Origin of the sequence: Amycolatopsis sp., from assembly GCF_036008905.1 — a bacterium.
GTDB lineage: Bacteria > Actinomycetota > Actinomycetes > Mycobacteriales > Pseudonocardiaceae > Amycolatopsis.
Genome location: NZ_DASYMU010000204.1, coordinates 24,026 through 50,788, shown reverse-complemented (window position 1 = coordinate 50,788; position 26,763 = coordinate 24,026). Strand labels below are relative to the sequence as shown.

The following is a 26,763-nucleotide window of genomic DNA, read 5'->3' as shown; positions in this document are numbered from 1 at the left end:
AGTCCTGTGCCAACGCCCGGGAGGTCGCCGCCATGACGTCGTCGAGCAGCGCGCCGAGCCCGTGGGCCAGTTCGGTGGCCTCCACCGCCGTGTGCCGGTCCCCGCGGTAGGACAGCACCGCGCCGAGCTTGCCGCCGTCGTCGAGGAAGGTGACGGTGAGGCCGAACTTCGTCTCGTGCTGCCACCGGTCGAACGGGACCGCGGTGAGCACGGCGTCCCCGAAAACCGTCGCCTCGCCGGAGTTCGTCACCATGTTGACCCCGACGTCGAGGTACGGGCTGCCACCGCTGTGGCGGCGAGGGGCGAGTCGTTCGAGCACCTCGGGAAGCGGTACCGCTTGGTGCTCCAGCGCGTCGAGAAAGGACTCCCGCATCTCGGTCAGCAGGTCCGCGAAGGTCATCTCGCGTTTGCAGCGCGCCCGCAGCACCACGGTGTTCAGGCACGGGCCCACCACGTCGGCGGCCTGTTCGGTTTCGCGGTTGCCCAGTGGCAGCCCGAAGGTGACGTCGTCCGAACCGGACCACCGATGCAGCCACGCGGTGACCGCGGCCAGCGCGATCACGAACCAGGACGTGCGATGCTCGGCCTGCAGCGGCGCCGAGGTCTCGGCGAAGTCCTCGCCGAACGGGATCCGTACCGCGCCGTGGGGTTCGGGTTGCCGGGGCGGGGCGCCCAGCCGGAGGGATTCGGGCGCGGCGGTGAGGTGGTCGAGCCAGTGGTCGAGGCTGTACTGGCCGTCTTCGCCCGCGAGGTGTTCTCGTTGCCACCGCGCGACTTCCCCGAACTGCACGACCGGCGGCAGCTCGGGTGCCGGGCGGCCGAGGGCACGTGTGTAGGCGTTGCCGAGGTCGCGCAGGAACGCCGGGATCGACTGGGCGTCGAAGACCATGTGGTGCAGGCAGACCATCAGCAACCGGTCGGCACCGCGGTCCACCAGGCGCACCCGAAGCGGACGTCCTGAACCGAGATCGAAGGCGGTACCGGCTTCGGCGTCGACCAGCGCGCCGATCGCGGCCTCGTGGCCGGCCACCGCGCTCAGGTCGGTGTGCTCGATTTCGGGCAGCCAACCCGGGCGCACGACCTGCCGGAGGCGTCCGGCGTGCTCGACGAACGCCGTTCGCAGGATTTCGTGACGCTCGATGAGCGTGCCGAACGCCGTGCGCAGCGCGCCGGCGTCGAGGGTGCCGGTGACCCGCCACGACAACGGCACGTTGTACGACGGCTCGTCGGGGTGCCGCTGCTCGGCCAGCCACATCTGTTCCTGCATGCTCGACGCCGGCTCGCCGGGAGCGTCCTCTGTGGACTCTTCCGGGTTTTGCCGTTGCGGCGCCAAGGTGTCGAGATGATCGGCGAGATCCTGCACGCCGGGGTGTTCGAACAGGTCGCGCAGGGACAGCCGGACGCCGAGGCGCGCGCCGAGTTCGGTCACCAGCCGGGCCGCCAGCAGGGAGTGCCCGCCGAGTTCGAAGAAGGAGTCGTCGGCGTCCGGTTCGGACACTTCGAGCACCTGCGCGAAGGCGGCGGCGACCACTCGCGCGGTCGGCGTCGACGGAGCCCGGCCGGTGCCCGTGGCGAGCCGGGTACCCAGACCGCGTACCGCTTTCCGGTCCAGTTTCCCGTTGTCGGTCAAGGGGAACTCGTCCACGGCGTGAAACACCGACGGGATCATGTAGTCGGGCAAGGTGCCGCCGAGCCGGGCGCGCAGCTCCGCCGGGGAGGGCGGCGGCCCGGCGCACTGGAGGTACGCGGCGAGGCGGTCGTTCTCCAGCAGCACGGCGGCTTCGGTGATCGAGCCGTGCGCGCGCAGGCACGATTCGATCTCACCCGGCTCGATCCGGTAGCCGTGCAGTTTGATCTGGTTGTCCGCCCGGTTGACGTACAGCAGCCGGCCGTCCGGCAGCTCCCGCACCAGGTCGCCGGTGCGGTAGAGCATGGCGGGCGACGGCCGGAAAGGACTGGGGCGGAACCGTTCCCCGGTCAGCTCCGGTCGCCGGAGGTAACCGTCGGCGACACCGTCACCGCCGATCCACAACTCGCCCACCTCACCGGCGGGCACCGGCCGCAACGCGTCGTCGAGCAGGTACAGGTCGGTATTGGCGATGGCCCGGCCGATGGTGACGGGACCGCCGCGGCCGACCCGGCTCACCGTGGACCAGATGGTGGTTTCGGTGGGGCCGTACAGGTTCCAGACCGCCGCGGACCGGTCCAGCAGTTCGTCCGCCAGCTCCCGCGACAGCGCTTCGCCGCCGCAGAACACGGTGAGCCACTGGTCACCGGTCCACCCGGCCGCGACGAGCAGCCGCCAGGTCGCCGGGGTCGCCTGCAGATGCGAGGGCCGGGTCCGGCCGAGGTGGCGCTTGAGCTGTTCGCCGTCGGAAGCGACCGAGTTCGGCGCGACTTCGACGGTGCCACCGGTGATCAGCGGCAGGTACAGCTCGAGCGCGGCGATGTCGAAGCAGACCGTGGTGACGGCGAGCATGGTGTCGTGTTCGCCGAAACCGGGCCGGTGGGCCATCGAGCCCAGCAGGTTGCCGAGGCCGTGGTGCGTGACACGGACACCCTTGGGGCGGCCGGTCGAGCCGGAGGTGTAGATCACGTAGGCGAGATCGTCCCCGGTGACCGGTGCGGCTTCGGCGTACCCGGCGGCTTCGATCCGTGGCCAGTCCCGGTCGAGACAGACCGGGATCGCCGAGCCCGCCAGCGGTTCGAGCCGTTCCTGGGTGAGGACGAGACCGACCTGTGCGTCTTCGAGCATCCCGGAGATCCGGTCACGCGGGTAGATCGGGTCCAGCGGGACGTACGCGGCGCCCGACTTCAGGACACCGAGCAGCGCGACGACGAGGTCCGCGGACCGGTCGAGGCAGACGCCGACGAGGTCGCCGCGCCCGATCCCACGGTCGGCGAGGTAGGCCGCCACCGCCGAGGATCGGCGGTCGAGGTCGCGATAGGACAGTGCGGTGTCCTCGAAGACCACGGCCGTCTTGCCGGGAAGCCGGTTCGCCTGCCGGTCGAACAGCACAGGCAGGACCGCCGGGGCTTCGGTGGGCGACTCGGTCAGACCGTCGAAGTCGCCGGGGACGTCCTCCGCCGGGAAGCCGCCGGGGCCGACTGTTTCGTAGCAGCTCCGGAGTTCGCGGAGGAACAACGGCGTCGACGCGGCGTCCCAGACGAGATGGTGGGCGCACAACGCGAGCACCTGACGTCCGCCGTCGAGCTCGACGAGGCCGACGCGGAGCAGTCTGTCCCCGTCCATCGCGAACGGCCGCCGGGCGAAGTCGCGCAGCCACGACTCCAGCTCCTGGTCCGCCGCGGTCCCTCGCAGGTCGACGCGTTCGAGGACGGGGGTCCACGGCTCAGCGACGAGCTGGCGCAGCCGTCCGTCGTGTTCAGCGAACGAGGTGCGCAGGATCTCGTGCCGCTCGATCACCAGCGTCAGCGCCTGCTGGAGCGCTTCGGGCGAGAGCGTCCCCCGGACCCGCCACGCGAATGGCACGTTGTAGAGCCCGGTGCCGGGTTCCATCCGTTCGGCGAACCACATCCGCTCCTGGATGCTGGCCGCCGGAGTCACGCGGTCGCGTGCCTGCGGGACTGCCGGGCTGTTCATGAAGTTCCCTCCGGTCGGATACGGTCGCGGGATTCCCCGAGTCCGGCCACGGCCGCCGCGAAGCCCTCGACGGTCGGGTTGTCGAACAGGGTGCGCACACTCACGCGGACACCCAGTGCGGTACGCAGCCTGCTCACCGCGCGGGTGGCCAGCAGGGAATTACCGCCGAGCTGGAAGAAGTGATCGGTGGCACCGACCCGGTCCACCCCGAGCAGCTCTCGCAGGACAGCGCAGACGGTGGCTTCGGTCTCGGTGCGGGGGGCGATGAAGCCGGTGTCCACGGTGGTGACGTCCAGCCGGGCCAGGTTCGCCCGGTCGAGTTTCCCGTTGACGGTCAAAGGGAATTCGTCGAGGACGACAAAGCCGCTGGGGACCATGTAGCCGGGTAGCGCGGCGGTGAGTTCGTTCTGCAGGTCTACTGTGGACAGTTCCGCGGATTCCCCGGGGACCACGTAGGCGATCAACCGCGGTGTATCGCCGCCGCTCACGAGGACGACCGCGGAACCCACTCCGGCACAGGTTTTCACCCGTTCTTCGATCTCCCCGAGTTCGATCCGGTAGCCGCGGATCTTGACCTGGTCGTCGCGTCTGCCCAGGAACTCCAGCACACCGTCGTTCCGCCACCGCACGACGTCGCCGGTGCGGTAGAGCAGCTCCTCGGTGGTGCCGAACGGATCGGTGACGAACCGGCCGGTCATCAACGCCGGGTCGCCGAGGTATCCGTGTGCCAAGCCGAGACCCGCGACGCACAGTTCTCCCGGCGCCCCAGGCGGTACGAGGGCGAGCTTGTCGTCAAGAACGTAACAGCGGGTGCCCCGGATCGGCTTGCCGATGGGTACGGAGACCGCGTTGTCGGCCAGTTCGGCGATGTGGTGGGTCGTGGTGAACGTGGTATTTTCGGTGGGGCCGTAGCCGTTGAGGAGTCTTCCCGGTGCGCCGTCGCGCAGGACGGTCCGGACCGTGTCGACGTCGAGTGCTTCTCCGCCGATGAGGACTGTGCCGACCCCGGCGACGGCGTCGGGCACCTCGCGCACGGTGTGGTTGAACAGCGAGGAGGTCATCCACAGCACGGTGATCGCGTGTCCGCGCAGGCTCCGCGCGAACGCCGCGGGCTCCACAATGGTCTCCCGGGGGAGGATCACCAGCTCGGCGCCGTTGAGCAGCGCACCCCAGATCTCGAAGGTCGCGGCGTCGAACGAGATGCTGCTGGCGTGCGCGACGCGGTCCGTCTCGCCGATCCGGACGTAGTCGGTGTCGCGCACGAGCCGGGCCACCGCCCGGTGCGGCACCCGGACACCCTTGGGCCGCCCGGTGGAGCCCGAGGTGTACATCACGTAAGCGAGGTCTTCCGGGCCGGACAATGCCGCTGGGAGAACGGCGGCCGGCGCGGGGAGTTCGCCGTCGACGAGCAGTGTCGGTACGGCCCAACCGTCCGCTTTCGCTTGAGAGGTCACGACCAGCTCAGCGCCCGCGTCCTCGAGCATGTACCGCAGCCGCTCGCCGGGATAGCCGGGATCGAGGGGCAGATAGTGCCCGCCGGCTCGCAGTACCGCCAGCAACGCGACGACCTGGTCGATCGAGCGGTCGAGGCAGACGCCGACACAAGGGGACTGGCCGCTTGCGACAGACCGTAGTGCGCCGGCGAAACGATCCGCGCGCTCGTCGAGTTCGCGGTAGGTGAGAACCCGGTCATCCTCCCGCAGCGCGGGGGCGTCCGGTCGCAGCGCCACCTGCTCGGTGAACAACTCGGACAGGCCGCGCGGCTCCGGTGCCAGGGACGTCGTCGCGTTGCCCCAGGCGAGTACCCGCTGTTCGTCTTCGGGAGCCAGCAACTCGATCGAGGACAGCGGTGAGCCGGGGTTTTCGGCGACCGTGGTCAGCAGCCGGACGAAATGCCCGAGCAGCCGCTGGATGGTCGCCGCGTCGAAGAGGTCGCGGCGATAGTCGATGTCCACGACGAGGCCGTCGTCGGTTTCGAGCACCATCACGTCGAGCTCGAACTTGACCACTCCGGGGTCGAAGACGAACTCGGACAGCGTCGAACCCGGGATCCGCACCCGGTCGGCGGGAGTGTTCAAAAAGGACAGTACGACGTTGACCAACGGTGGCCTGCTGAGATCCCGATCCGGTTCGAGGACCTCCACCAGTCGCTCGAACGGCACGTCCTGGTTTTCGTGGGCGTCGAGGACGGTTTCCCGCACCCGGCCGAGCAGTTCGGTGAACGCCGGATCGCCCGAAAGGTCGTTGCGCAGCACCACGGTGTTGACGAAGAACCCTACGAGCCGTTCGAGTTCGGGCCGATCGCGGCTGGCGATGGCCGCGCCGATCGCGATGTCGGACTGGCCGGTGTAGCGAGCCAACAGCGTCGACAGCGCCGCCTCGACCACCACGAACAGTGTGACGTCGCGGTCGGCGGCGAGTTCGCGCAGGTTGCCCAGTACCCCGGGGGGAACCACGGCCCGGCGGCGCGCGCCGCCGCCGTTGGGCACGGCCGGTCGCGGGTGGTCGGTCCGGAGCTCGAGCGGTTCGAGGGAGGCCAGCCGCCCGCGCCAGTGGAGGAGCTTGGCCTCGAGGGCGTCACCGTCGGCTCCTTCGCGTTGCCAGGTCGCGAAGTCGGCGTACTGGATCGGCGGTTCGGCGAGAGGGGAGGGCAGGTCGAGCAGGAACGCGGTGTACAGCTCGGAAAGTTCGTGCAGCACCAGGGAGAGCGTCCACTGGTCGGCGACGACGTGGTGCAGGCACAGGAGCAGCACGTGATCGTCCGGGCCGAGCGCGAACAGGTCGGCACGCAGCATCGGGTCCCGACGGAGATCGAACGGCTTGAGGACCAGTTCCCTGGCCAGCGTGGCTACGTCCTCGACCCGTTCGACGGTGGTGACCGGGAGCTTGACCGGCTCCGGCGGCCGTACCCGCTGGACCGGCCGTCCGCCGCCGTCTTCGTCCAAAGTGGATCGGAGAACCTGGTGCCGCCGGACGATTTCGTCGAGTGCCCGCCGCAGGAGATCGACGTCGAGCGGACCGCGGATCCGGTGCGCGGACGGGATGTTGTACCCGGCGTTGCCCGGGTCCAGCTCGTGCAGGAACCACAGACGCTGCTGGGCGAACGACAGCGGCGCCTCCTCGGTGCGCGGGCCGCGGGGCCGGATGCTGGAGGAGTGCGCCATCATGCGACCTCTTGTCGGCGGGGTGGTTCGGTGGTGACCCGCGCGTCGACCTCGGCGGCGATGGCCGCGACCGTGGGAGCCGCGAGCAGGCGGCGCACGGAGGTCTCCAGCCCGAAGCGGGCGGCGAGGCGGCCGGCGAGCTGGGCCATGGACAGTGAATGCGCGCCGGACGCGACGAGGTCGGTGTCACGCCCGATCGCCCCGTGCCCGAGCACCTCCGCGGCAAGTGCCGCAACGGTTTCCTCGGTTGTGGTCCGTGGCGTGTCGCCCGCGGTGCCCGGCCCGGCCAGCCAGTGGGGCAGCGGCAGCGCGGCCCGGTCGACCTTGCCCACCGGCGTGAGCGGCAGCCCGTCGAGCACCACGAAGACGTCGGGCTGCTCATGTACTACGAACCGGCCCGCCAGCGCGTCCCGCAGGGCGTCGGCCAAGACTGGGCCGGGGGTCCGGCGCGGGGTGTTCGCGAGCGGGCCGGACTCGGCGTCCGGCCAGCGGATCCCGGCGGGATCGGGTACGGATTCGTGCAGCCACACGGCATCTATCGCACCGTCCGGCCGCGCCGCGGCCCAGCTGGTACGGACGCGGTAGGGCACGTCGATGGTGAGGGCGACCAGATCGGCCGTTGTCGCCGCTCGGGGAATGCCGCGGACCCCGAGTGCCGGTGGCTCGCCGGAGCGCAGCAGCTGTCTGATCCGGACCAGGTCCAGCCGCTCGGCGGTCCAGTCGAGCCAGGTCACCTCGGTGGCCGCCGGAGCCGCGCCGACCCTGATGACGACGTCGTAGCGGGGGACACCCCGGCGTTCGTACCGGGGGACGACGTCCACCGAACCGACTCGTTCGGCGTCTCGCGCGAACGCGGCCGGGCTCACCGCGAGTTCGGTGTCGGCGGACAGTTTCGCACGGACCCGCCAGTCGAGTTCGATGGCGCGCAAGTGTTCCGGCGCGTTCTCGTCGGCGCGGTAAGCGGCGGCCAGCAAGGGAAGTGAAGGCACCCCACTGACCACGACCGCGCCGCCGTCGGCGGTCAGTGCGACCGCGTGGGAGATGACGGCGGAGAGCTCGTCGAGCGAGGAGAGGCGGGGGGTCGGGGCGTCGACGAGGACGGCGTCGAACCGTCTGTCGGCGAACGCGGCGAGGTCGGCGGGGGTCTCCACGCGGATGTGCGAGCCGCAGACCCGGCCGAGCCCTTCCACACCCTGTCCGCATTCCAGCAGGGTTTTCGGGGCCAGTGAACCGATCCTGGCCACGGTCGCGACGTCGAACCCCGCGGGCCGGGGCTCCGGATCCGCCGGCGGGCGTTCGTCCGGGACCCACGCGGGGTCCGCGTCGACGTAGGCGACCAGCTGGACGACGTCGGGTGCCGGCCGGACGGCCACGACCGCGGCCTGCCGGATCGCGGGATGCCGCAACAGGATCCGCTCGATCTCGTCCGGCTCGATGCGGTGCCCGCGGACCTTGACCTGCCGGTCGAGCCTGCCCAGGAATTCCAGGGTGCCGTCTTCGAGGCGCCGCGCGAGGTCGCCGGTGTGGTAGCTCCGGGTGCCATCGGTGTCGGTCTTGAAGCGTTGTGCCGTCAGGTCGGGGTTGCCGAGATAGCCCCGGCCGACGCCCGCGCCCGCCACGACGATCTCGCCGGGTTCGCCCGGCGCCACCGCGTTGCCGTGGGTGTCGAGCAGCCGGACCTCTACACCGCTGAGGGGACGGCCGATCGGGATCGGCCCGTCCGCCGCGCCTTCCTCGGCGACGACGGCGGAGGTGGCGTACACCGTGGTTTCGGTGGGGCCGTAGATGTTGACCAGCCGGAACGGCAGCCCCGCGGCCGGACGTCGCCGCAGTGCTTCGCCGCCGGTCACGAGGTAGCGCAGGGAAAGCGTGTCCAGGCCGGGCTGGGCAAGGAGGAGCTCCGCGAGCGCGGTCGTCAAGAAACAGACGCTCACCCGGATTTCCCGCAGGGTCCGCACCAGTGCGGCCGGATCGGTCCGGTCTTCGTCGGGCACGGCCACGCCGTGCGCCCCGGTGACGAGCATCGGCCACAGATCGAGGATCGACGCGTCGAAGCTCAACGGCGCGGCGAGTGAGCCGCGGTCTTCGCGAGTCAGCTCCAGCGCGGCGACATGCTGTTCGCACAGGTTCGTGATCCCGCCGTGTTCGAGCAGCACGCCTTTGGGCGGCCCGGTGGAGGCCGAGGTGTAGAGCACGTAAGCGAGGTCGTCGGCGGTCACCGCCACCGCCGGGGCGATGGCGGACCGGGCCGCGATGGCCTCCGCGTCGGTGTCCACCCGGACGACCGCGCACGCCGCTTCCGGCGGGATCTCGCCCAGCAGCGCCTCGCGGGTCACCAGCACCCGGGCACCACTGTCGTCGAGCATGTACCGCAGCCGGGCGGTGGGATAGGTGGTGTCCAGCGGAAGCGCGGCGCCACCGGCCTTGAAGACCGCCAGCAGCGCGACGTAGTGGTCGAGGCCGCGCTCGAGATGGATGGCGACCACGGCGTCGGTGGAGACACCCAGCGCGCGCAGGTGGCGCGCGAGCCGGTTCGCCCGCTCGTCCAGTTCGCGGTAACCGAGCGTGGCCCCGGCGCAGGAGATGGCCGGCGCGTCCGGCGTGTCGGCCGCCCACCGCTCCACCGCCCGGTGCACCGGCCGCGTCCGGGGTGCCCACTGTCCGTTCACTCGTGCTCCTTCGGTTCTCGATACGGCTCCCAAATCTGCCCGGATTCCCCCGGCGGGGTCGTCTCCTGGTGTGCGCTCCGTCCTGATGGGACGTACGACAGGACCGCACTCTGGAAGATCCACCCAGGACGGGAAACGGTGACACTGGAGGCGGTTCGCCGCTGTCGCGCGGCTACGGGACACTCGGTGGAAGGGGCGTATTGGGCTCACGCAAGCACCACGGAACTCCGGCCGCCGAACGGTCGCGCCGGATACCGCGCAGACCGGACTGGAGCACCGCGGCCTGGTGGGGTCCGCCGATCGGGCGGATCTACTTCGCCACTTTGGTGCTCTCCGTCGGCCGGGGCGCGTGGTACACCTGCTGGGCGCTTTTCTTCATCCGCTCGGTCGGCCTTTCCGCGGCCGAGTTCGGCATCGGTGTCACCGCGGCCGGAGTCGTCGGCATGATCGCGGGAACGCCGTTCGGTTACCTCGCGGACAGGCTGGGCCCACGCGAAGTCCTCATCGGACTGTCGGCCGTCCAGGGGCTCGCGACCCTGACCTTCTTCTTCGCCACCGAGTTCTGGACGGTCATGGTGGTGACCTGTGTGGTGGTGACCGCGGAACGGTCCGCGCCCGGCATCCGGATCGCCGTCATCTCCGGACTGACCACCAACGAAAACCGGCTGTCGACCATTTCGAACTGTCACGTCATCAAGGAAGTCGGCGCGGTGGCCGGCGCGCTTATCGGTGGTGTCGTGCTGTTCGCCGACAACGCGCCCGCCTATCTCGGGCTGATCATGTTCTGCGGCGCGGCGAACGTCTTCTTCGCGCTGCTGCTGATCCGCGTGCCGCATGTGCGGTCCCTGCGCGAGCGCAAGGTCAAGCGCAAGGTCCTCGTGTTGAAGGACCGGCCGTTCCTCGTGCTCACCCTGCTCAACGGGATGGTGGCGCTGAACTGGGGCGTGCTCGACTCGGGGCTCCCGCTGTGGATCACCACGCACACCCAGGCGAAACCCTGGGTGATGGCGGCATTGCTGATCTTCAACGGCATCATGATCGTGCTGCTGCTGAGCCGGGTCACCAGGGCCGGGGCGACGGTGGCCGGTGCCGGGCGGCTCGGCATGCTGGCCGGGATCGCGCTCGCGCTCGCGTGCGTCGTGTTCGCGACCAGCGACGGCGGATCCGGTGCCGCGGTGCTGGTGATCCTCTTCGCCGCGGTCGCGGTGCACACGGCCGGGGAGCTGTTCTTCCTCGGCAGTGGTTATGGTCTGTCGGTCGGGCTGACCCCCGAGGACGCCCACGGGGAGTACCAGGGGATGTTCAACGCCGGGGAGGGCGCCGCGATGATGCTCGCCCCCGGCCTGCTGACGGCGTTGCTGGTCGGCTGGGGAACCGGCGGCTGGCTGCTGCTCGCCGGTGTCTTCCTCCTCAGCGGCACGGGTCTGATGATCACCAGCCGCTGGGCCCTGCGTCACCGGGACAGCCTCGACGCGAAGCTCGAGCTGGTGGCGGAGCCCGCCCCTCTGACCAAGGCCGCGTGAACACGAAAAGGGAGATACCAATGGGACGCGAGCAGGAACTCGGTGACCTCGCCAGGGCGACCATCGACGGCAACGTCTACCTGACTCTGGGCACCGCCGACGAAGCCGGCGTGCCGTGGACTTCGCCGGTCTACTTCGTCTGCGACGGCTACAAGGAGTTCTACTGGGCGTCCGCTCCGGAGGCCCGGCATTCGCTCAACCTCGCGGTGCGGCCACAGTTGAGCCTGGTGGTGTTCGACTCCGGGGCGCCGGTCTACCAGGGCCGTGCCGTCTACGTTTCGGCTGTCGGCGAAGAGCTTTCCGGCGACGAACTCGACCGGGGGATCGAGATCTACAATGGACCCGCGGCCGTGCGCGGCGTGGGCGAGCTGACCCGCGAAGACGTCGAAGCTCCCGCACTGCACCGGTTGTACCGGGCCGTCGCGGTCGAGCAGTTCACCACCGATCCCGCGGGCCACCCGGTGCACGGCCGGGCACTGGATCACCGAACCGCCGTGATCCTGTAGGGCGGGGAGGCGCTTTTTCGCCGAAGTGCCCGGGTCTCGCCTGCGAGGTGAATCGGCAGCTCTGCAATTTTGGAGACGTGGGGAGAGGTCCGCGAACCCGAAGCTGGAGTGAAGACTTCCCGTTCCGGGGACGGCCGGGTCACCGGCGCCCCCGGATCCACGTCCGGCAGCAGAAAGGACGGCAGGCCGATGGTGATCGTGATGGCCAAGAGCGCTTCCCCGGCGGAGATCCAGGCGGTGGCGGATCGGGTGCACAAGGCTGGCGGTGAGGCCTTCGTCAGCCGGGGGATCAACCGGGTGATCATCGGGCTCGTCGGCGACATCGACCAGTTCGCCACCCTGAACCTGGCCGGGATGGCAGGCGTCGCCCAGCTCACGCGGATTTCGGCGAAGTACAAGCTCGTCAGCCGCGAGCAGTACCCGCACCGGTCGATCGTGGAGGTCTGCGGCGTGCCGATCGGGCCGGACACGGTGACGCTGATCGCCGGGCCGTGCGCGGTCGAGACTCCGGACCAGACCCTCGCGGCCGCCAGGATGGCCCAGTCCGCGGGTGCCACGCTGCTCCGCGGCGGCGCGTTCAAACCGCGCACCTCCCCGTACGCCTTCCAGGGGCTCGGGGAGCGCGGACTGCGGATCCTCTCGGACGTCCGTGCGGAGACCGGGTTGCCGATCGTCACCGAGGTGGTCAGCACGGTCGACATCGACGTGGTCGTCGAGCACGCCGACATGCTCCAGATCGGCACCCGCAACATGCACAACTTCCCGCTCCTGCAGGCCGTCGGGTCCGCCGGCAAACCGGTGATGCTCAAACGCGGGATGAACGCCACCATCGAGGAGTGGCTGATGGCGGCCGAATACATCGCCCAGCGCGGGAATCTCGACATCGTGCTGTGCGAGCGCGGCATCCGCACCTTCGAGACCGCCACCCGCAACACCCTGGACATCTCCGCGGTCCCGGTGGTGCAGGCACTGTCGCACCTCCCGGTCATCGTCGACCCGTCCCACTCCGGGGGCCGGCGTGACCTGGTCCTCCCGCTGACCCGGGCCGCGGTGGTCGCCGGGGCCGACGGGGTGATCATCGACGTCCACCCGGAGCCGGACGTCGCGCTGTGCGACGGGCCGCAGGCCCTCGTCGCGGGCGACATGGCCGAACTGGGCCGCACGATCGAGAACCTGACCGCCTTCATGGGCCGCAAACCGCCGTCCTGGCGGGAAACCGCCGCCTGACGCGCGTGCCGAGGCTCGCAAAGCGGGAGACGCCGGTGGGCCCGCGCGCCGACGAACATAGGAACGAGACCGACGAGAGAGGATCGAACATGCCCAGTACCAACGGATCGGCGACGCTGACCGAGGACGAAGCCGCTGTCCGCGCGGTGCCGCAACGCATTGTCGCCGCGTGGGCCGAGAACGACGCCGAAGCCTTCGCGAAGGTCTTCACCGCCGACGGCTCCATGATCCTGCCCGGCGACGTCTTCGTGACGGGCCGGGAGCACATCCGCGAGTTCATGGCCGCCGGGTACGCCGGGCCGTACCGGGGAACGCGGGTGTTCGGCGAACCGGTCGCGATCAAGATCCTCGGCCCGACAACCGTCCTGCTGATCACCAAGGGCGGTGTCCTGGCCCCTGGCGAGACCGAGGTCGCACCGGAGCGGGCCGTCAGGGCGTCCTGGCTGCTCGCCAAGCAGGACGGCGAATGGTTGCTCACCGCTTACCAGAACACCCCGCTCAAGGCCGCCTGACCGGCGAACAGGGCGGTACAAGAGGATCCAGGTCGTGAAGGTCATCCCGGGGAAAAGAGAGCCCGCCGGGATAGCCTTCACGGCTGTCCGGAGACGAAACGGTAACCCTTTGTTCTGCCCGCCCGTGAATGTTTTCGCGAATCGGCGGCGATTAACCGGATAAGGGTTCGGGGAGTCGCGTCCGGCGAATGGTCGACGGGAACACGCCGTACCGCTCGACGTGATCACCTTCCTTGGCCGGTAACGCTTTCCGGCCGGGAAAACCACCCGTTTGCCGGACGTGAAATCCTCGGATTGCTCCGAATGACCCCTTGTTCCGGTCGCAAACGGACGTGTCTTCGGTGCCTTCCCGACAATGATTCGTGGTAGCCCGAGGCGACCTTGACAGTCGTCCGCGCACTGTGAAATCGTTTCGCAACAATACTGGGGAGGCCTTCGCCGGTTAACGCACGAGGAGGCGGACTGATGTCATCACCGGAATTGCCGGGCTTGGACGTTTCCAACCGGGTACGGGCCAAGGATATTCAAATCGCCGGGGTGGCCGATCTGCGCCGCAGGGTCCTGATGATCTCCGGCGCGATCGACACCACGAACCACGACGTCTCGGTCTGTGTCAACTTGCCGGAGCCCGGGCGCTGGCAGATCATCAAGTCCGAGACCAATCTGACCGACAAGACCTGGGTCGCGATGCAGGTGGTGACCGACGAGGACTCGACCTTCGTCAACGACGCCGACACTTTGGTGCTGTCACGGCAGTTCGCGAAGTCCTTCATGACCCCCGACCAACGACGGCTCACCTTCTACGACGGGGAAGTCCGGCCGGGCGAAGCGGTGTTGAAGGTGTACACGCTCGAAACGAGCGTCCGCCGTCCTGCGTACTCGTACTCCCGGTACAGCCCGATTTCGACCGACAGCGCGGAACAGTCCGCCCGGACGCTGGAACAGTTGATCACCGACGGGATGCGGCAGCGGCCCGTCATCGAAGTGATCGTTCCGGTGACCGTCATCGGCTGACTGCGTGATCACCTTCGTCCCGGACCCCGGCCTGCTGGAGTCACCGCGGGGGCGGGACTGGCCGCGGATCCCCGCGTTCGGCGCGTCCACCCGCTCCTCGCCTCCACCGCGCACCGCGGACGTCGTGATCGTCGGTGCCGGCCCCGCCGGCCTGGCGGTGGCTTCCGCGCTGTGGCACCACGGCGTGCGCGACGTCGTCCTGCTCGACCCCGCGGAGCGGCCCTGTGGCCGGTTCTTCGACCGGATCGACCTGCTGGGGCAACGCGTGCTGCGTTCGCCCTACGAGCACCATCCGGGCGTCGAGGGCTTCCGTGACTGCGAGCTGCTCGATTTCGCGCGCCTGCACTGGGCGTGGCTGACCCCGGTGGAGCGCCGTGAGATCCGGATGGCGCAGGCGGGACACCGGTCGGTGGTGCCGGTCGACGTGTTCGAAGAGTATTGCCACCATGTCGTCGCCGGGCACCATGTCGACGAGCGGACCTGGCGGGCGAGGGCGCACGAAATCCTTCCCACGGCGGACGCGGTGAACGTCCGCACCGATTCCTTCGACGTGACGGCCCGGTTCGCCGTGCTCTGCCCGGGCGAAGAACGACGGGCCGCGCCGAGGTCGTGGTGGGGCGGGGGAGCGGCGCCGCCCCAGGTGGGCTTCTGGGACGAACCGGTGCCCCCGGGTGCCGGGCGGGTGGTGGTCGTCGGCGCCGGGCTCACCGCGGCGCATCTCGTGTCGAACGCGCTCGCCGACGGCGCCGAGGTGCAGTGGGTGATCCGGGAAACCGGGGAGCGCTACCAGTGTGCCGACGTCAACTCCTCGTTCTTTCGTCCTGAGGGCAGATCCCGCTTCGACAATGTCCCGTGGGAAGACCGGCTCACGTTGATGGGCCGCTTCCGGCGCGCGTCCGTGATGCTCGAGTTCCGCCCATCGTTCGAGCGCGCCGAGGCGGAGGGCCGGCTGACCGTGCATCGCGGGGCCGCCGTCACGGGCGTGACAGCGGGAAGCGGCACGGCAGCCGTCCGGCTCGACGGTGGCGCCCGGGTGGCCGGGGACAGCGTGCTCCTCGCGCTCGGGACGACCCCGTCCATCGGTTTCGGCCTGCTGCCCGATGAAGTGGTCCACGTCCGCGACGGCTGGCCGGACCTCGACGAACGCACCCTCGCCTACCGCCGCGCGCCCACCGTGTTCGCCGTCGGCGCCGCGGCGGGCATGGTGCTGGGACCCGCCGCCCGCAACATCGACGGGCACCGGGTGGCCACCGCACGGGTGGCCGCCACGGTGGCCGCGGGCCTGCGCGGCGAAGTCGGCGCCGCGGTACCGGACGAGGTGGCCGCCCGTGCCTGACACGCCGCACGACACCGAGTTCACCCTGCCCGCCCTCGACGATCCGGCGTCGACCGAGACCGGCGTGATCCTGATGGGGCTGGACGTCGAACGGCTGCTGGCCGGGCTCGGCCTCGCGACGCTCGCCGACGATCCCGCGGTGGTGGCGCTCGTCGTCGACCGCGTCCGGCACGGCGCACTGCGGCACCTGACCCCGGAAGGCCTGGTGGAAGCGGGCGCGAGGCGATGGCGTTCGCTGCGGCCGGCGGTCGCCGAAGCGGCACTGGACCCGGTGGCCTCGGGCTCGCTGCGGCGGTCGTGGGAACGCGCGACGCGGGTACTGGCCGCCTCGCTCGACGGCACGGGCCCGGCTTCGCTGGCGTACGTGACGGCCTGCTGGTTCCGCCGCGAAGACGTCGACGAGTACACCGGAGCCACCGGCTCAGACGGCGAGCTTTACCGGGTGTCGCGCGGGTAGTGCGAGCAGCATCGGCGGGTCGAACATCCGCACCGGGCGCAGTCGCAGGTCGACCAGGGTCGCCGCGACTTCCGGGCGGGTCGGGACCGGGCCGTGGTGCGCGATGTGCCCGCTGTCGTCCTCGCAGTGGGCGACGAGGTGCCACGAGCCCTCGGGCACGTCGTCGAGCAGGTAGGGGCCGGGAGCTTCGAGCACGACATGGCGGGCGGGGCGTCCTTCGGTGATCCGGCTCGGGAAGAGCCCGACGAACACCAGGCCGGGCACCCCGCCGGGTGGCGCGTGGACGGTCCCGCGCACGATCGTGCCCCGGGGGCCGGCGGACCGGCGCTGGTCGCTCGGCGTCAGGGGGGCGGAGCCACTCAGGCGGCGGTACGCGGCCGGTGAGATCCCCACGGTCGTGCTGAACCGCGAACTGAACGTCCCGACGCTGTTGTAGCCGACCCGGTGGCTGATGTCGGTGACCGTGATCGAGGTCGTAAGCAGCAGCCGTTTCGCTTCCGCGAGTCGCAGCGCCGACAGGAATCGCCCGGGGGAAACACCGGTGGCCTGCTGGAACAAACGCGAGAAATGAAACTTGCTGAAGCTCGCCGAGCGGGCGATGTCATCGATGGTGAGTGGCTCGCCGAGTTTCTCTTCCATGGTGACGATGGCGCGCTCGACGGCCCGCCGGACAATTTCGTCCATGGGTACCACCTCCGCCTCTTCGAATGTCGATTTACTCCTCCCTGGAACGCTAGCGGCCGTGGGGACGTCCTCTGAAGTGCGCGGATCATCGGCTTCGGCTGGATCCGTAAGGTGCGAGGGTATGAGAAATTCATACCCCGGGTGATGTTCCGCCCGCCGCCATCCGGCGTATGCGAAAGCCACAAACCGCCCGTGCGGTGGGCACTGGCCGCGTATAGGGCTGGCGAGGCAAGCTCATTTTGACCGGAACACCGGCAATCGCAGACAAAACCTTGGGGACCACGATGATCGCGACAGCTTCTGACAAAGTCACTTCGTTCTTCACCGAGATCGGTTACGACTCCGCGCGGCTCGATGTCGACGGCGACCTGGTGATCGACCACTTCGACCAGTGGACGAATCCGCGCAGGTCGATGCGGGTGACGATTTGCCAGTGTGTAATCGAAGACGTGGCAGCCGCCGCATAACCACGCTCCTCCGGCCGTTGACCGCGCCCCGAAGCGGTCAACGGCCGGTTTCGTTTTCCCCCGGCCGAAAACGCGGCCCGGAATTTTCCTCGGAAGGAAAGCCCGGAGTTTTCCGGGGTGCCTCCCCGTCGACGGCTCAGGGCACGGTAATAATGTTTCCCCGAGAAGGTCCGGGGCGCGCGAAAGGCACCATTTCATGATCAAGGTCCTGGTGGCCGAGGACATGCACATCGTCCGAGGTGCGCTGGTCGCGCTGCTCCAACTCGAAAGCGACATCGAGGTCGTCGCCGAGGTCGCCAACGGGGACGAGGTCCTCGCGGCGGCCCGCCGGTCCAAGCCCGACGTGGCCGTCATCGACATCGACATGCCCCACAAGGACGGCCTGACCGCGGCCGCCGAACTGCACGAGCAACTGCCCGAATGCCGCACGCTGATCCTCACCAGCCTCGGCAGCCCGGGCACCCTGCGCCGGGCGCTGGCCGCCAAGGTCGGCGGCTTCCTACTCAAGGACGCGCCCGCGGAGAAGCTGGCCAACGCCGTCCGCGGCGTCGCCGCCGGGCGCCGCGTGGTGGACGGTGATCTGGCGATGGCCGCGTGGGACACCGCTGACTGCCCGCTGACCACACGGGAGATCGAGGTGCTGCGGATGACCGCCGACGGGGCAGACCCGGTGGAGATCGCGGCCGAGCTGTACCTCTCGGCAGGCACGGTTCGCAACTACCTCACGACGATTGTGTCGAAGTCCGGCGCCCGCAACCGGTTCGACGCCGTCCGCATCGCCCGCGAGGCCGGCTGGATCTGAGCGCTCCCTAGGTAGGCACGACGGCTCTTAGGCAGTACCGGCCGTCGGCGGCGTGGCCAGCGGTGAGTTCGCCGCCGAGCGTGCCCACCCGGTCGGACAGGTTGCGTAGCCCGTTGCCCGCCGCCTCGCCGGGGCGGATCGTTTCCGGAGCACCGGGGTGGAGGGTCACGCCGTCGTTGAAGATCTCCAGCCGCACCTCCTTGCCGGAGTGGCGGACGGCGATCTCGCAGCGTTCGACCTTGCTGTGGCGCAGCACGTTGGTGACCCCCTCCCGCAGCACCACGGCGAGCACGGTGCCCACTTGGGCGGGCAGTTCACCGAGTTCCAGCTCCATCAGCACTTCGACCTCGGCCGCGGTGAGCACGGCTTCGACCGACCGCGACTCCTTGAGCAGCGACAGCTCCCGGTACCCGTCGGCCACCGAGCGCACGTCCGCGAGCGCCTGCCGGGACAGCTGGAGGATCTCCACGAGCTCGATGGAGGCCCGTTCGGTGTCGGCGACGAGCAGCCGGTCGGTGAGCTCGGTCTTGAGCGCGATCGCGGACAGGCTCAGCCCGAGCAGGTCGTGCAGGTCGCGGGCGAACCGGAGCCGTTCCTCGGCGACCGCGGCCCCGGCCAGCCGTCTGCGGGTGGCGTCGAGGTCGGTGGCCAACCTGGTCAGCCAGCTCAACCCGAACACGATGAGCCCGGTGTTCACCGTGGCCAAGGCGTTGAAGGGGATACCGCGCGGGTCCGCGGCGAATCCGGCGTGCACCCAGACCACCGAGCCGATCACCGCGGCGAACACCGTCCAGCCTGCGGCCGGGCGCAGGACCAGCAGCGCGCTCCCGGCCAGCAGCCCGGGCAGGCTGATCCAGTTCTCCTTCAGCTGGATCAGCGGCAGGTAGATCAGGCATGCCTGGACGAACAGCAGGCCGTATCCCTGCCTGGACCGGATCTTGGCGCTGGGCCGGCTGAAGTACGACAGCTGCAGCACCAGCAGCGCGGCCAGATAGCCCGCGCTCAGCGCGACGTGCCAGAACTCTTCGGTCAGGTACAGGAGGTGGAGCAGGGCCGCCAGGCACATCCCGGAGAACACGGTGGCGACCAGCGCCCGGACGACCCGGCTGCCGAGCTGCGGCGACTGTTCGTCGGGCCGGGGCGGTTGCCGCCGCCCCCGCCCGGACCCGTCGCCGGGCAGCGGGATCTCCGCGTGCAGCCGGAACCTGCCCTTGGCGTCGGGTTCGGCCGTGACCGTCCCGCCCAGCTCGGTGACCTGCTCGAACACGCCCAGCATCCGGACCCCGTCGGCGTCCGCGGACTCCGCGTCGGCGGTCTCCGGCAGGACACCGTCGTTGACCATGTCGAGTGAGACCAGGCCGGTCTCCTGCCGCAGGGTGATCACGCAATCTTCGACGCCGGTGTGCCGCAGCACGTTCATCACGCCTTCACGCAGCACGGTGGCCAGCACGGCGCGGATCTGGACCGGCAGGTCGATCGCCTCGACGTCGATCTCCGCCTCGATGTCGGAGGCGGCCAGTAGCGACCGCGCGATCCGGCCCTCGCCCTTCAACGACAGTTCGCGGTACCCGCTGGCCACCGACCGCACGTCGGACAGTGTGCGCCGCGCGATCCCGTTGATCTCCTCGAGGTGCGGCCGGGCCCGTTCGGGTTGCTTCCGCATCAGCCGCAGCGCCAGCTCGCCCTTGAGCGCGATGGCGGACAGGCTCAGGCCGAGCAGGTCGTGCAGGTCGCGGGCGAACCGGAGCCGTTCCTCGGCGACCGCGCCCTTGGCGAGCTCGGTACGGGCCGCGTACAGCTCCGTCACGAGCCTCGTCAGCCGGGTCAGGAGGAACACCTCGAGACCGGACAGCCCGATGGCGACGGTCGTGTAGGCCACGTCGAGGGCCTGGTCGCTCAGCGCCTCCTGGATCACTCCCATGCTCGCCATGACCACGCCGAAGGCCACCCAGCTCAGCGGCGGGCGCAACACCAGGAGCACGCTGCCGGCGACGAAGCCGGGCAGGCCGATCCACCCCTGGCCGAACACCAGCAGCGGCAGATACCCCAGCAACGCCTGCGCGAGCAGCATCAGGTGGCTGCGGGTGGAGCTCAGCTGGACCGACGGGCGGCCGAAGTAGAGCAGCTGGATCGACAGCAGCACACCGGTGCAGAGCACACCCAGGACGACCAGCCCCGGCGTCTGCCACAGCCCCAGCAGGCTCTGCTCGCCGATCACGCAGTAGCTGCAGAACACCACCGCGACGATCACACTGGCGACCAGCCAGGCGCGGCGGTCGACCTCGGGTGTTCCGCGCGGTTGCGCGGGCATGGACGCATAACGCTTCTTCGACATGAAATCCCCAGTCCACCGGCCCCCGCAGTAGACGAGCCTGCGCAGGTCAGTCTAGCGGACGGCGGTGGAACCTCCCCCTGACTGACACACGGCGGCGCACACGACGACGAGCCGTGAACGGAGGACCGTTCACGGCTCGTCGCCCCCGGCTTTCCTCAATAGATTCCGAATCCGTCGGTCGGCTCGGGCGCCGCGGGAACGTGGAACATCCGGGTGAAGGTGTGCAGGTGTTCGGCGGGGCCTTCGATGTGGATATGGCCCTGGCCGACGGCCTCCGCCGCGTTCAGCTCACCTTTCAGCAGTTTCAGCATGACCTGGCCCTTGGGCACGATGACGATGTCCGCGTCGGAGTAAGGACCTTCGCCCACCTTCAGCGCGCCGTCGTCGACGAGGGCGTGCACGATCATGTCGCCGTAGTGCAGCTCGTAGGCGACCTGCACGCCTCGCGCCTCGTCCGGCCGGAAGGTCGTGTAGAGCGAAAGAATGGCCGAGTCGAGCGTGAAGACGCCCTGTGTCGACTTCTCGTTGAGCGAGCGGGCGCCCCACAAACCCAGCTGCAGCACGATTTGATCGAGCTCGCCGCCGTACTCGGTGAGCTCGTAGACCACGGCCGCGTCCAGCTCGGGCAGCACCCGGCGGTGCACGACCCCCGACCGCTCCAGCTCGTTGAGCCGTGAGGACAGGATACTGGCGGGGATCTTCGGCAGTCCGCGCTGGAGCTCGGTGAACCGCTTCGGCCCCAGCACGAGGTCGCGGACGACGAGCAGCGACCAGCGTTCCCCGATCATTTCGAGGGCGCGGGCCAGGCCACAGAACTGGCCATAGGTGCGAGTGTTCATGGTGCGGGTCCTCACTTTTCTTGTGGTGTGGGGAAAAAGTGCCGAGTCGTCAACGGTGTTCACCCTCGCAGAGAAGCTCACGGTGCAGCAGCTGAAGTTCGTCGCAGGGTTCCACCCCCAGCTCTTCGTTGAGCCTGGCGCGCAGCTGCCGGTAGGAGGCCATCGCGTCCGACCGCCTCCCGCTCCGGCCGAGGGCCCGCATGAGCTGGCCGTGCAGACCCTCGTCGAGCGGGTTCCCGGCGGCGAGTGACCGCAGCTCCCCGATCAGGTCCTGGTGCAGGCCGCCGCTGATCTCCGCCTCGATCCGGAGGTGGCGGGCGCGCCGGCGTTGTTCGAGCAGTTCGACGTTGTAAGCCGAAAGCACCGGTCCGCAGGGCACGTTCGCCAGCGGAGGACCGGCCCACAGGTCCATGGCCACCCGCAGGCAGCGCGCGGCGTCGGCGTATTCGTGGCGGCGCAGCAGTTCCTGCCCGTGCCGCAGCAGGTGCTGGAACCGGGAGACGTCGACCTGGGCGGGATCGATCCTGAGCACGTAGCCGGGTGCCTTGGTGACGAGCATGGCTTCGGAGTCGGTGGAGAGCCGGTTTCGCTCGATGCATCGGCGCAGGTGGTGGATGTAGGTGTGCATGGTCTTGCGGACACTTCGGGGCGGGTCGTCCGGCCAGAGCTCGTGGACGATCGTGTCGGTGTGGACGAGCTTTCCCGGCCGGGTCACCAGCATCGCCGTCAGCTGGAGTATTTTCGGTGTCGTCGGGGCGTGGTCGATGTCATCCTTGATCATCTCGAGCGGGCCGAGCACCCGGAACCGCACCGCGCCGGCGGGTGTCTCTCCCGCCATCAGGTGGTCGTCGAGCCCGTCCACTACTCGCGTTCCGGATTCCATCGCAGCGCCTCCCAGATCGTTACGGCACGAGACTCCCTGTGGCCGGCGCGGCTGCACTGCCCTGCCACGGGTCTCCCTTTCGACAGTGACAGAGGCGACCGGTGCGGACCAGTGAGGGCGCCACCGTCGGCCGCGGGCATTTCGCCGGGCCCCGTATGAAAAACACATACGGGTTTCGTGGAATGGTCGCTGGTCCGCGCGGGGGTGCGGGCACGAGACTTTCCCCTACATGCCGGATCACGTAGGCCGCTACGCCAGGAGTGCTCATGGAACCCGGGGCCAGGACGAGGTTGCTCGACTTCAAGCGTCACCTGCGTGCGGAGATCAGCGAGGGTGACGGTGCCTACCTCTTCTCCGAGCGGGGGGTGATCACCATGCGGGGCGAGCGGATCGCCGCCCTCGCCGCCCTGCTCGACGGCACCCGCGACTTCGAGCTGGTGCTCCGGTCCCGGCCGGCGGGGATGAACTCCGAGCAGGTGGCGGGGTTGCTCGCGCAGCTGGTCGAGCAGGACCTCGTCACCTGGCGCACCCCCGGCGAGCTCGGCATCGACGAGCCCGCCCTCGCCTACTGGGACGCGTGCGGGGTCGACGCGGGTGCCGCCGCGGGTCCGGCGTCGGTTTCGTTGGTGGGCTTGGGTGACGGGCTCGGCGCGCTGTCGGTCGAGCGGGCCTTGGCCGAAGCCGGGCTGTCCGTGGCGCGGGGAGCCGCGGAGGCCGATCTGTCGGTCGTGCTGTGTGACGACTACCTGGACCCCCGGCTCGGTGAGATCGACGCCGAACACCGGCGCACCGGGCGGCCCTGGCTGCTCGCGAAACCGGCTGGATCGCAGGTGTGGCTCGGTCCGGTCGTGCGGCCGGGGGAGTCCGCCTGCTGGCACTGCCTGACCAACCGGTTGTGGGGCCACCGCTACGCCGAGGCGTGCGCGCAGGCGACGCTGGGCCACCACGGCCCGGCGAGCCGCCCGGTCCCCACCCTGCCGCCGCTCACCTCCGCCGCGGCGCACCTGATCGCGCTCGAGGTGACCAAATGGCTGGCGGGCTACCGATATCCGGGCCAGGGCTGCGTCTGGGTGCTCGACTCGCTCGACCTCCAAGGCCGGTTGCACGAACTGCGCTGGCGTCCACAGTGCCCGGAGTGCGGTGACGCCGGCCTGATGGCGGAGCGGACCCGGCGGCCGGTGCTCCTGCACCCGGCGCCGAAGGCCAGCTGCGCGGGCGGCGGCCACCGGACCCTCACCCCCGGCCAGATGCTCGAGCGCTACCGGCACCTGATCAGCCCGGTCACCGGCGTGGTCAAGGAGGTCACCCGTGAGACGCGGGGGCCCGCGTTCGTCAACGCCTACCGGTCGGGGCCGAACGTGGTCCGGGGCCGGGTCGGGATGACCGCGCTGCGGGCCAGCCTACGCGGGGAGAACGGCGGCAAGGGGGCCAACCCGATCGACGCCGAAGTCGGCGCGCTGTGTGAAGCCGTGGAGCGGTTTTCCGGGAACTACCAAGGAGACGAGCTCCGGATCCAGGGTTCCCTGCGCTCGCTCGGAGCCGATGCCCTGCACCCCAACGACTGTCTGCTCTACGCCGAGGAGCAGTACCGCGCCAGGGAAGCGTGGAACGCCGAGCACAGTACCGTGCAGTGGGTCTGCGAACCGTTCGACGAGAACGCGGTGCTGAGCTGGACCCCGTTGTGGTCGCTCGCCGAGGAGCGCCACCGGTTGCTGCCGACCGGCCTGCTGTACTACGGCGCGCCGGAGGAGGGCGGGAAACGCTGTGTCCGCGCGGATTCCAACGGCAACGCGGCCGGGAGCAGCGTCGAGGACGCGATCCTGCAGGGCATGCTCGAACTGATCGAACGCGACGCGGTCGCGCTGTGGTGGTACAACCGCACGCCGTTGCCCGGGGTGGACATCGCCGCCTTCGGCGACCCCTGGGTCGAGGAGATGACAGGGCGCTACGCCGAGACCGGGCGCGAACTGTGGGCCCTCGACGCGACCTCCGACCTCGGCGTCCCGGTGATGGTCGCGGCTTCGCGGCGGACGGGCTCCGCCGGGGAGGACATCCTCTTCGGCTTCGGGGCGCACCCCGACCCGCGGACGGCGTTGCGCCGCGCGGTGACCGAGCTGAACCAGATGCTGCCCGCGGTCGACGGCGACGACGCGGCGATCGACGATCCCGACGCCGCCCGGTGGCTGCGCCACGCCACCGTGGCGAACCAGTCCTACCTCCGGCCCGTGGGCGGGATCGCGGCGCGCAAGCCGTCGGACTTCGGTTTCCTGCACCGGCCTGACGTCCGTGACGACGTCACGGCGCTGGTGCGTACGCTCGCCGGTCATGGCCTGGAAACCTTGGTGCTGGACCAGACCCGGCCCGATATCGGGTTGCCGGTGGTCAAGGTGGTCGTGCCCGGCCTGCGCTCGTTCTGGGCCAGGTTCGCGCCGGGACGGCTGTTCGACGTACCCGTGCGGCTGGGCCGGCTCGCCGAGCCCACGCCGTACCAGGATCTCAATCCCTACCCCATGTTCCTTTGACGAGCGGTCCGTACCGCACACGGCGTTGGCCGGATAACGAGGTTGGCAGTGAACTACCCGGAGGGTGCGGCGACCATAGCGTTGTGGTCGCTCACCGAGGACACCCTGGTGGAGTTCGGCGAGGACGGTTCGCTCGTCGTGATGGCAGGCTGGGGGGAGCTCGAGGTCGCCCACGTGGACTCGTTGACCCTGGAATCGTTGCGCCGGATGGCCTTTGGGCCGGTGAGCCTGCGCAACGTGACCTCCTCGCCGGATTCGTATCGGTCCGGCCAGGACGACGGACCACCGCGGACCGACGCCGGTGCCGCGGATCTCGCTTCGCTGCGGCGTGTTCTGGCCGGGCTCAGTGGTTCGGTCGTGCGTTCCCTCGGGCAACGGGACGGCAAACGCCCGTTGCTGTCGGTGATCCCGGTGGGGCTCGCGCCCGAGTTCGCCGTGCACCCGGTCCAGGCCGGGCGCTCGGTGCGGTTGTCCCGGTTCGCGGCGCTGCGCCGGGGAACGGGCGGGCCGCTGCTGGAGTCACCGCGCGCGCCGTTCCGGATCCTGCTGAGCCGCGCGCCCGCGGTACGGATCGCCTCGGCGTTGTACTCGCCGGCCACGATCGCGGAGATCGCGGCCGAGACCGAGCTGGCCGAGGCGGTGGTGGCCGACGTCGTCGCCTACCTGGTCGCCGCCGGGTCCGTGCTGGTCGGTGACGACAACGCCGAATTCGCCGAGGACACCGACCCGGAGCTGCGGCGGTGGTCCCATCACGACCTGCTGTTCCACGTCCGCAGCCGCACCCGGCTGGTCAGGGGCCGGTACGAGGACGTGCCGGAAGAGCCGGTGGACGCGCAGTCCGCCCCGGTGGTCAAACCGGTCCCCGGCGGGCCGTCCTTTCCGTTGTACCGCCCGGATCCCGCGCTGGTGGCCGACACCGCGCTGACCGGGGTGCTCGAGACCGACCACCACTGCCCGGTCTTCGACGGCCGCGGGCTGTCCGCCCGGCAGCTCGGCGAACTGCTCTACCGCGGCGCGCGGATCCGGTCGGTCAGCGAGCTCGCGCTTTCACCCGGCTACCGGTACGAAGCGTCGCAGCGGCCTTACTTCTCCATCGCCCGCCTCTACGAACTCGAACTTTACCTCGGTCTCGACCATTGTGACGGGCTGGCGAAGGGGATCTACCACTACGACCCGCAGGGCCATGTGCTCACGTTGGTCAACGATGACCCCGACGAGCTCGACGCGATGCTCGACACGGCGATGGTGGCGGGGCAGGGCCGGCGGCGGCCGGCCGCGCTGATCATCGTGACCGCCCGGCTCGCCCGGTCTTCCTGGGCGCTCGGCGGGAGCGCCTACTCGACCGCGCTGCTACACGTGGGTGCCCTGCAGCAGACGTTGTACCTCACCGCCAAGGCCATGGGGCTCGCCGCGCACGCGGTGCCGCTGGACGCCGGGGACCGGGTCGACCGCGCGCTGAAACTGCGGTGGCCGCACGAGGTCGCGCTCGGGGAGAGTGTGCTGGGACTGGTTTCCCCGTCATGAGCCGTGTGCCCGCGGAGGTCGCGGCACTCGGCGGTAGCTTTTTCTTCGTCACCGGGTAAGGGAAATTCAGAGCCATTCCGCGTCGGTGGCGATACGGATCGCGTCGACCCGGTTGCGTGCGTTCAGTTTGGTCACCACGGTGGCGAGGTAGTTGCGGACGGTCCCCGGTGAGAGGAACAGTTCGGTGGCTACATCGGCGACGTTGCGGCCCAGTGAGGCCAGTCGCAGGATCTCGATCTCCCGTGGCGTCAGCGGGCACGAGTCGGCCTCCCACGCCGCGAGCGCCAATTCGCTGTCGATCACCCGCTGTCCCATGGCCACCGACCGCACCGCGTTGGCGAGTTTGTTCGCCGGGGCGTCCTTGAGCAGGAACCCCTTGACCTTGGCGTCCAGCGCGCGTCTCACCGTGCCCGGCTTGCCCAGCGAAGTCAGGACCAGGGTGCGGCACTCCGGCATCTGCTCGAAGAGCTCACTGGCCGCGGTGAGCCCGTCCTTGCCCGGCAGGTCGATGTCGATGACCGCGACGTCGGGTCTGCACTCACGCGCGATGGGCAGGATCCGGTCGCCCGAAGCGACCTCGGCGACGACCTCCAGATCCGATTCGAGATTGAGTAACGCGGCCAGTGCGCCACGGACCATATGCATATCCTCGGCCAGCAGTATCCGGATCACCCCAGTCCTCCCGTTCCGCGCCG

At 69.8% G+C, this 26,763-nt stretch carries 19 protein-coding genes; 11 read left to right on the top strand and 8 right to left on the bottom strand.

The annotated features are described in order from the left end of the window. From VGP60_RS33135 to VGP60_RS33125, 3 genes are all read right to left on the bottom strand, one after another. Nucleotides 1–3,604 (bottom strand): amino acid adenylation domain-containing protein (locus VGP60_RS33135; RefSeq protein ID WP_327552109.1); only part of this gene is annotated, 3,604 nt, incomplete at its 3' end. Further along, nucleotides 3,601–6,771, bottom strand: a complete 3,171-nt coding sequence (locus VGP60_RS33130) for an amino acid adenylation domain-containing protein (RefSeq protein WP_327552108.1) — start codon at nt 6,769–6,771, stop codon at nt 3,601–3,603. The genes VGP60_RS33130 and VGP60_RS33135, both read right to left, overlap by 4 nt. Next, nucleotides 6,768–9,437 carry an amino acid adenylation domain-containing protein gene (locus VGP60_RS33125; RefSeq protein ID WP_327552107.1) on the bottom strand — a complete coding sequence of 890 codons (2,670 nt, stop codon included), beginning with the start codon at nt 9,435–9,437 and terminating at the stop codon, nt 6,768–6,770. The genes VGP60_RS33130 and VGP60_RS33125 overlap by 4 nt, the downstream gene beginning before the upstream one ends. 200 nt (nt 9,438–9,637) lie before the next feature. Between VGP60_RS33125 and VGP60_RS33120 the strand changes: the two genes are divergently transcribed. From VGP60_RS33120 to VGP60_RS33090, 7 genes are all read left to right on the top strand, one after another. Then, nucleotides 9,638–10,960 (top strand): MFS transporter, encoded by a 1,323-nt coding sequence (locus VGP60_RS33120; RefSeq protein ID WP_327552106.1) that lies wholly within the window; start codon nt 9,638–9,640, stop codon nt 10,958–10,960. A gap of 20 nt (nt 10,961–10,980) precedes the next feature. Next, nucleotides 10,981–11,466 (top strand): pyridoxamine 5'-phosphate oxidase family protein, encoded by a 486-nt coding sequence (locus VGP60_RS33115; RefSeq protein WP_327552105.1) that lies wholly within the window; start codon nt 10,981–10,983, stop codon nt 11,464–11,466. Nucleotides 11,467–11,574: 108 nt separating this feature from the next. Then, a complete protein-coding gene (aroF, locus tag VGP60_RS33110; protein ID WP_327552104.1) occupies nt 11,575–12,693 on the top strand; it encodes a 3-deoxy-7-phosphoheptulonate synthase in 1,119 nt (372 codons plus the stop codon). Between the two features lie 89 nt (nt 12,694–12,782). Then, nucleotides 12,783–13,205, top strand: a complete 423-nt coding sequence (locus VGP60_RS33105; protein WP_327552103.1) for an SgcJ/EcaC family oxidoreductase — start codon at nt 12,783–12,785, stop codon at nt 13,203–13,205. A 528-nt stretch (nt 13,206–13,733) separates the two neighbouring features. Then, nucleotides 13,734–14,219, top strand: a complete 486-nt coding sequence (locus VGP60_RS33100) for a DUF6423 family protein (RefSeq protein WP_327552111.1) — start codon at nt 13,734–13,736, stop codon at nt 14,217–14,219. A gap of 4 nt (nt 14,220–14,223) precedes the next feature. Then, nucleotides 14,224–15,555: an NAD(P)-binding protein gene (locus tag VGP60_RS33095; protein ID WP_327552102.1), complete on the top strand. Its 1,332-nt coding sequence runs from the start codon at nt 14,224–14,226 to the stop codon at nt 15,553–15,555. After that, on the top strand, nt 15,548–16,012 hold the full coding sequence (locus VGP60_RS33090) for a DUF6187 family protein (RefSeq protein WP_327552101.1): 465 nt from the start codon (nt 15,548–15,550) through the stop codon (nt 16,010–16,012). Before VGP60_RS33095 ends, VGP60_RS33090 begins: the two co-directional genes overlap by 8 nt. Here the strand turns inward: VGP60_RS33090 and VGP60_RS33085 are convergent. After that, nucleotides 15,977–16,696, bottom strand: coding sequence for a helix-turn-helix transcriptional regulator (locus VGP60_RS33085; protein WP_327552100.1), 720 nt, complete (start codon nt 16,694–16,696; stop codon nt 15,977–15,979). The two genes, VGP60_RS33090 and VGP60_RS33085, sit on opposite strands and share 36 nt — an antisense overlap. A 239-nt stretch (nt 16,697–16,935) precedes the next feature. Here VGP60_RS33085 and VGP60_RS33080 point away from each other — a divergent pair, with 239 nt between their 5' ends. Both VGP60_RS33080 and VGP60_RS33075 read left to right on the top strand, forming a co-directional pair. Then, nucleotides 16,936–17,163 (top strand): hypothetical protein, encoded by a 228-nt coding sequence (locus VGP60_RS33080; protein WP_327552099.1) that lies wholly within the window; start codon nt 16,936–16,938, stop codon nt 17,161–17,163. A gap of 196 nt (nt 17,164–17,359) precedes the next feature. After that, complete coding sequence (locus VGP60_RS33075; RefSeq protein ID WP_327552098.1) at nt 17,360–17,965, top strand: response regulator transcription factor; 606 nt, start codon at nt 17,360–17,362, stop codon at nt 17,963–17,965. Between the two features lie 7 nt (nt 17,966–17,972). On the opposite strand, the gene VGP60_RS33070 is transcribed toward VGP60_RS33075, so the two are convergent. From VGP60_RS33070 to VGP60_RS33060, 3 genes are all read right to left on the bottom strand, one after another. Next, nucleotides 17,973–20,300, bottom strand: coding sequence for a sensor histidine kinase (locus VGP60_RS33070; protein WP_327552097.1), 2,328 nt, complete (start codon nt 20,298–20,300; stop codon nt 17,973–17,975). Nucleotides 20,301–20,455: 155 nt separating this feature from the next. Next, nucleotides 20,456–21,139 carry a winged helix-turn-helix transcriptional regulator gene (locus VGP60_RS33065; protein ID WP_327552096.1) on the bottom strand — a complete coding sequence of 228 codons (684 nt, stop codon included), beginning with the start codon at nt 21,137–21,139 and terminating at the stop codon, nt 20,456–20,458. A gap of 49 nt (nt 21,140–21,188) precedes the next feature. Beyond that, complete coding sequence (locus tag VGP60_RS33060) at nt 21,189–22,022, bottom strand: AfsR/SARP family transcriptional regulator (protein ID WP_414640441.1); 834 nt, start codon at nt 22,020–22,022, stop codon at nt 21,189–21,191. Between the two features lie 266 nt (nt 22,023–22,288). Here VGP60_RS33060 and VGP60_RS33055 point away from each other — a divergent pair, with 266 nt between their 5' ends. Both VGP60_RS33055 and VGP60_RS33050 read left to right on the top strand, forming a co-directional pair. Beyond that, a complete protein-coding gene (locus tag VGP60_RS33055) occupies nt 22,289–24,544 on the top strand; it encodes a TOMM precursor leader peptide-binding protein (protein ID WP_327552095.1) in 2,256 nt (751 codons plus the stop codon). A gap of 48 nt (nt 24,545–24,592) precedes the next feature. Continuing rightward, a complete protein-coding gene (locus tag VGP60_RS33050; RefSeq protein WP_327552094.1) occupies nt 24,593–26,068 on the top strand; it encodes a SagB family peptide dehydrogenase in 1,476 nt (491 codons plus the stop codon). A 66-nt stretch (nt 26,069–26,134) separates the two neighbouring features. On the opposite strand, the gene VGP60_RS33045 is transcribed toward VGP60_RS33050, so the two are convergent. Beyond that, entirely contained in the window at nt 26,135–26,740 is a 606-nt protein-coding gene (locus tag VGP60_RS33045) for a response regulator transcription factor (protein ID WP_327552093.1), read from the bottom strand. Nucleotides 26,741–26,763: the final 23 nt, after the last annotated feature.

Excerpts from the sequence above, each read along its gene's own strand:
- VGP60_RS33060 (WP_414640441.1), bottom strand. The coding sequence starts at position 22,022 with ATGGAATCCGGAACGCGAGTAGTGGACGGGCTCGACGACCACCTGATG.
- VGP60_RS33065 (WP_327552096.1), bottom strand. The coding sequence starts at position 21,139 with ATGAACACTCGCACCTATGGCCAGTTCTGTGGCCTGGCCCGCGCCCTC.
- VGP60_RS33075 (WP_327552098.1), top strand. The coding sequence starts at position 17,360 with ATGATCAAGGTCCTGGTGGCCGAGGACATGCACATCGTCCGAGGTGCG.
- VGP60_RS33115 (WP_327552105.1), top strand. The coding sequence starts at position 10,981 with ATGGGACGCGAGCAGGAACTCGGTGACCTCGCCAGGGCGACCATCGAC.
- VGP60_RS33085 (WP_327552100.1), bottom strand. The coding sequence starts at position 16,696 with ATGGACGAAATTGTCCGGCGGGCCGTCGAGCGCGCCATCGTCACCATG.
- VGP60_RS33055 (WP_327552095.1), top strand. The coding sequence starts at position 22,289 with ATGGAACCCGGGGCCAGGACGAGGTTGCTCGACTTCAAGCGTCACCTG.
- VGP60_RS33105 (WP_327552103.1), top strand. The coding sequence starts at position 12,783 with ATGCCCAGTACCAACGGATCGGCGACGCTGACCGAGGACGAAGCCGCT.
- VGP60_RS33070 (WP_327552097.1), bottom strand. The coding sequence starts at position 20,300 with ATGTCGAAGAAGCGTTATGCGTCCATGCCCGCGCAACCGCGCGGAACA.
- VGP60_RS33130 (WP_327552108.1), bottom strand. The coding sequence starts at position 6,771 with ATGATGGCGCACTCCTCCAGCATCCGGCCCCGCGGCCCGCGCACCGAG.